Source organism: Rhizobacter sp. (assembly GCF_035702065.1).
Classification (GTDB): domain Bacteria; phylum Pseudomonadota; class Gammaproteobacteria; order Burkholderiales; family Burkholderiaceae_C; genus Rhizobacter.
This window is the reverse complement of the sequence record NZ_DASSRA010000061.1, coordinates 1-4,814: the sequence shown is the minus strand read 5'-3', so window position 1 is coordinate 4,814 and position 4,814 is coordinate 1. Positions and strand designations below refer to the sequence as shown.

Annotated in this window: 5 protein-coding genes; 2 read left to right on the top strand and 3 right to left on the bottom strand. The window is 70.3% G+C overall.

Annotated elements, in window-relative coordinates; translation table 11 throughout:
- Positions 1-85 precede the first annotated feature (85 nt).
- Positions 86-1,717, top strand: a complete 1,632-nt coding sequence (locus VFL64_RS02890) for a benzoate-CoA ligase family protein (RefSeq protein WP_489538879.1) — start codon at positions 86-88, stop codon at positions 1,715-1,717.
- Positions 1,717-2,112, top strand: coding sequence for a RidA family protein (locus tag VFL64_RS02885; RefSeq protein ID WP_489538878.1), 396 nt, complete (start codon positions 1,717-1,719; stop codon positions 2,110-2,112). The genes VFL64_RS02890 and VFL64_RS02885 overlap by 1 nt, the downstream gene beginning before the upstream one ends.
- 1 nt (position 2,113) lies before the next feature.
- Here the strand turns inward: VFL64_RS02885 and VFL64_RS02880 are convergent, their stop codons facing one another.
- From VFL64_RS02880 to VFL64_RS02870, 3 genes are all read right to left on the bottom strand, one after another.
- Positions 2,114-3,628: a protein kinase domain-containing protein gene (locus tag VFL64_RS02880; protein WP_489538877.1), complete on the bottom strand. Its 1,515-nt coding sequence runs from the start codon at positions 3,626-3,628 to the stop codon at positions 2,114-2,116.
- Positions 3,618-4,361: a metallophosphoesterase family protein gene (locus tag VFL64_RS02875; protein WP_489538876.1), complete on the bottom strand. Its 744-nt coding sequence runs from the start codon at positions 4,359-4,361 to the stop codon at positions 3,618-3,620. Before VFL64_RS02875 ends, VFL64_RS02880 begins: the two co-directional genes overlap by 11 nt.
- Before the next feature lie 19 nt (positions 4,362-4,380).
- Positions 4,381-4,814: Rossmann-fold NAD(P)-binding domain-containing protein (locus VFL64_RS02870; RefSeq protein WP_489538875.1), on the bottom strand; the 434-nt coding region annotated here is incomplete at its 5' end.

Here is a 4,814-nt window from a genome sequence, read left to right as displayed (position 1 = left end):
GCCATCTGCATGATGACGCAGGACTTCCACCGCGCCTACCAGGCCTTCGCCGCCAAGCAGCAGCCTCGCTTTGAGGGTGACTGACATGCGCGACACCTTCGCCCGCGACCACCTGCCGCCGCCGGAGTGGCTGCCCGAGTTCGTGTTCGACCGCCCGGAGCTGCAGTTCCCTGAGCAACTGAACTGCGCCACCGAACTGCTCGACCGCTGGGTCACGCAAGGCCAGGGCGATCGCCCCTGCCTGCTGGGCGCCGGCGTGCGCTGGAGCTACGCCGAGCTGCAGGCGCAGGCCAACCGCATCGCCCGTGTGCTGGTCGGCGAGATGGGCCTGGTGCCCGGCAACCGCGTGCTGCTGCGCGGCCCCAACTCGCCCATGCTGGCGGCCTGCTGGTTCGCGGTGGTCAAGGCCGGCGGCATTGCGGTGGGCAGCATGCCGCTGCTGCGTGCCAAGGAGCTGACGCAGATCGTGCACAAGGCGCGCATCAGCCATGCGCTGTGCGACGCGCGGCTGGCCGACGAGCTCGCGCTGGCACGCGCTGCCTGCCCCACGCTCACGCAGGTGCTGCACTTCAACCCGGCGGGTGGCGGCGAACTGGAGGCGCGTGCCGCCACGCAACCGGCGCACTTCGACAACGCACTCACCACGGCCGACGACGTCTGCCTGATGGCCTTCACCTCCGGCACCACCGGCGAGCCCAAGGGCACCATGCACTTCCACCGTGACGTGATGGCCGCCTGCGCCTGCTGGCCGCGGCACGTGCTCAAGCCAAAGGCGAGCGATGTGTTCATCGGCAGCCCGCCGCTGGCCTTCACCTTCGGGCTGGGCGGGCTGCTGCTGTTCCCGATGTCGGTGGGCGCGTCCAGCGTGCTGATCGAGCGGCCCAGCCCCGACCAGCTGCCGGCCGCCATCGCGCAGTACCGCGCCACCACCCTCTTCACCGCGCCCACCTCGTACCGAGCGATGGCGCCGCTGGTGCGCGCGCATGACGCCAGCTCGCTGCGCCAGTGCGTCTCGGCCGGCGAGGCGCTGCCCGCTGCCACGCGCCAGCTCTGGAAGGAGGCGACGGGCATCGAGATCATCGACGGCATCGGTTCGACGGAGATGCTGCACATCTTCATCTCGCACGACGAGGCCCATGCCCGGCCCGGCGCCACCGGCACCGTGGTGCCCGGCTACCAGGCCTGCGTGCTCGACGACCAGGGCCGCCCTCTGCCGCCCGGGCAGATCGGCCGGCTGGCGGTGAAGGGCCCGACCGGCTGCCGCTACCTGGCCGATGACCGCCAGCGCCACTACGTGCAGGACGGTTGGAACCTCACCGGCGACGCCTACCTCGTCGATGCCGACGGCTACTTCGTCTACCAGGCGCGCACCGACGACCTCATCATCTCCGGCGGCTACAACATCGCCGGCCCCGAGGTCGAGGCCGCGCTGATGCAGCACCCGGCGGTGGCCGAGTGCGGGGTGGTCGGCGTGGCCGACCGCGAACGCGGGCAGATCGTGAAGGCCTTCGTGGTGCTGCGGCCGGGCCACGAGCCCGGGGAAGCGCAGGCCAAGGCGCTGCAGGACTTCGTCAAGCAGACCATCGCACCCTACAAGTACCCGCGCGCCGTCACCTTCTGCACCGCCTTGCCGCGCACCGAGACCGGCAAGCTGCAGCGCTTCCGCCTGCGCCAGATGGCGGCCGAGGCGGCGCCTCCTTCGACGGAACCGCATTGATGAAGATCCTTCAACCCCCCGGCTGGGCCGCGCCCAAGGGCTACGCCAACGGCGTGGCCGTGAACGGCACGCAGGTCTTCGTGGCCGGTCAGATCGGCTGGAACGCGCAATGCTTGTTCGAGACCGACGACTTCGTCGGCCAGGTGCGCCAGGCCCTGCTCAATGTGCTCGCGGTGCTGGCCGAGGCGGGCGCCGGGCCGCAGCACATTGCCCGCATGACCTGGTACGTGACCGACAAGCGCGAGTACCTGTCGCGCGGGCGCGAGGTGGGGGCGGTGTTCCGCGAGCTGATCGGCGCCTACGGCATCGCGATGAGTGCGGTGCAGGTGTCGGCGCTGATGGAAGACCGGGCCAAGGTGGAGATCGAGGTGACGGCGGTACTGCCGTCTGCCTGACTCAGATGTCCGGCTTGGGGCTGCGCACCACCGTGACGGTGCACTCGGTCTCTGCCACCACCTGGGTCGAGACGCTGCCCAGGTAGCGGCGCAGCGTGCCGCTGCTGCGCGCACCCATCACGATGTGATCGACCTGGTTCTTGCGCGCGTAGTCGATGATCGCTTCGGCCGGGTCCGGCGCTTCGAGCACGTGGAAGGTGATGCGCCCCGCCTGCGTGTCGGCGGTCAGCTTGAGCGCCTGGCTCAGGGGGCGCGCCCAGTGCTTGAGCTGAACCAGCAGGTTGACGCGCTTGCTGCTGCCATCGGGCTCCATCAGATCGTCCATGCCGATGCGGTTGGTGCGCATCACGGCCAGGCAGGCGAGCCGCGCGCCGGGCACGGTGTGGAGCAGGCGCTCGACGGTGAGGCGCAGGGTGTCGAGCAACTCGCGCTCGGCATTGGCCACGTCCACCGCCACCAGCAAGATGGGGCTGCGTGCCAGCTGCGTCGAGGGGCTGGCGCGCTGCGAGGGCTCGGCGCCGAGCGCCGAGAACCAGCGGCCCAGCACCTTCATCGTGCCGCTGCGCGCACGCCGCGCGGCGCGCTCGGTCAGCACCACCTGGGCCGGGTGCTGCAGCTGGAAGGCCAGTTGCGCGGCCGTCTGCTGGCGGTTGGCGGGCAGCGGTTCCAGCGCCTGCAAGATCACCTCTTGCAGCCAGGGCGGGCAGTCGGGGCGCAGCGTGATGGGCGGCACCGGGTCGCGGTAGAGCCGCTCGCGCAGGCCGCGCACGCTGTCCGGGGCGCCGAAGGGGCGCTCGCCGGTGGTCAGGTGGTAGAGCATCACGCCGAGTGCGAACAGGTCGCTGCGCGGGTCGTTGCGCACGAACTGGATCTGCTCGGGCGACATGTAGGGCGCCGTGCCCATGGGCAGCTCGAAGTCTTCGTCGAGCAGGTCGGGCAGGTGCTCGTGGCGCGACAGGCCGAAGTCGACCAGCACAGCCTCGCCGCCCGCGCCATCCACCACCGGCCGGAACAGGATGTTGCTCGGCTTCACGTCCAGGTGCACCAGGTGCTGGCGGTGCAGGTCGTGCAGGGCGGTCGCTACGCGCACGCCGATGTCGATCACCTCGTCGATGGGCAAGGGCGCGGCATCGAGCCGCACGCGCAAGGAGTCTCCCGGGATGCGCTCCATCACGATGTAGGGCTGGCTCGTGAAGTCGCCCTTGGCGATGAAGCGCGGCACGTGCACGCCGCTCAACTTGGGCAGGATCATCTGCTCGACCTCGAAGCCGACGATGCTGGCCGGGTCTTCGCCGCCCTTGATGCGCGGCACCTTCATGATCAGTGGCAGCGGCTCGCCGCCGTTGGGGGGCAGGCCGTTGTCACTCTCGCCTTCGGCCACGCTCACCTGCCAGAGCTGGGCCATGCCGCCCTGGTGCAGGTGCTTGTCGAGCCGGAAGCCGTCGACCACCTGGCCGGCCTGCAGTGGGCGCAGGGGGTGGGTGGCGGGCGGTGCCGCGTCGAACTCAGCCGCCATCTTGCAGGCGCTGCGCCAGGCGCTGCGGCAGGCCGGCAGCCACCACCTTGGCGGCCGCGGTGTCGTGGTCGTAGGGCACGCGGTGGAAGGTGAGGTCGCCGCTTTGCGTGTCGAAGGTGGCGTAGCAGGCGGCGGGGTTGCCATCGCGCGGCTGGCCCACCGAGCCGGGAATGACCAGCCACTGCCGCTGCGGCGAAAGAGGGATGGGCACGTCGGGCACCGGGGCGAACTCGCCCACCTTGCCGGTGAGCGCGAAGTGGTAGAGCCTGGGCTCGTGCACGTGGCCGCAGAAGGTGATGCGGCAGGCCGTGGCCTGCATGCTGCGCACCGCGTCGGCCCGGCCGTGGATGTAGGCCCACTCGGGCGGCGCGAAGGCGTTGGCGTGCACGTACAGGCGCGTGTCGTCGATCACCGTGAGCGGCAGCGAGGCCAGGAAGTCGAGCTGCGACGGGTCGAGCTGCTCGTGCGTCCAGGCGACCACCTGGCGCGCGTCTTCCACCATGGTGGGCTGCGGGCCCAGCACGGCGGCGGCGTCGTGGTTGCCGCGCACGGCCCAGGCACCGCGTGCCACGTGCTCGCGCACACGGTCGACCACCCAGCCGGGGTCGGCGCCGTAGCCGACGAAGTCACCGAGGAAGGCGTACTGCTCCGTTCCTTGCGCTTGCGCATGAGCCAGCACGGCATCCACCGCCTCGCGGTTGGCGTGCAGGTCGGTGATGAGGGCCAGCTTCACTTGAACTCGCTGTACTGGATCAGCCGATGCGGCCGCGCAGGAGGTATTCCATCAAGGCCTTCTGCACGTGCATCCGGTTCTCGGCCTCTTCCCACACCACCGACTGCGGGCCGTCGATCACCTCGGCCTCCACTTCTTCGCCGCGGTGCGCGGGCAGGCAGTGCATGAAGAGAGCATCGGCCTGCGCCGCGGCCATCATCTCGCGGTCGACACACCAGTCGGTGAAGGCCTTCACACGCGCTTCGTTCTCGGCTTCGAAGCCCATGCTGGTCCACACGTCGGTGGTGACGAGGTGGGCGCCGCGGCAGGCGTCGAGCGGGTTCTTGAAGATCTTCAGGCAGCTCGTGTCGGTGACGCCCGCCACGCGGGGATCGATCTCGTAGCCGCTCGGCGTGCTCACGTGCACCGTGAAGCCGAGGATTTCGCTCGCCTGCAGCCAGGTGTTGGCCATGT

Excerpts from the sequence above, each read along its gene's own strand:
- VFL64_RS02890 (WP_489538879.1), top strand. The coding sequence starts at position 86 with ATGCGCGACACCTTCGCCCGCGACCACCTGCCGCCGCCGGAGTGGCTG.
- VFL64_RS02880 (WP_489538877.1), bottom strand. The coding sequence starts at position 3,628 with ATGGCGGCTGAGTTCGACGCGGCACCGCCCGCCACCCACCCCCTGCGC.
- VFL64_RS02885 (WP_489538878.1), top strand. The coding sequence starts at position 1,717 with ATGAAGATCCTTCAACCCCCCGGCTGGGCCGCGCCCAAGGGCTACGCC.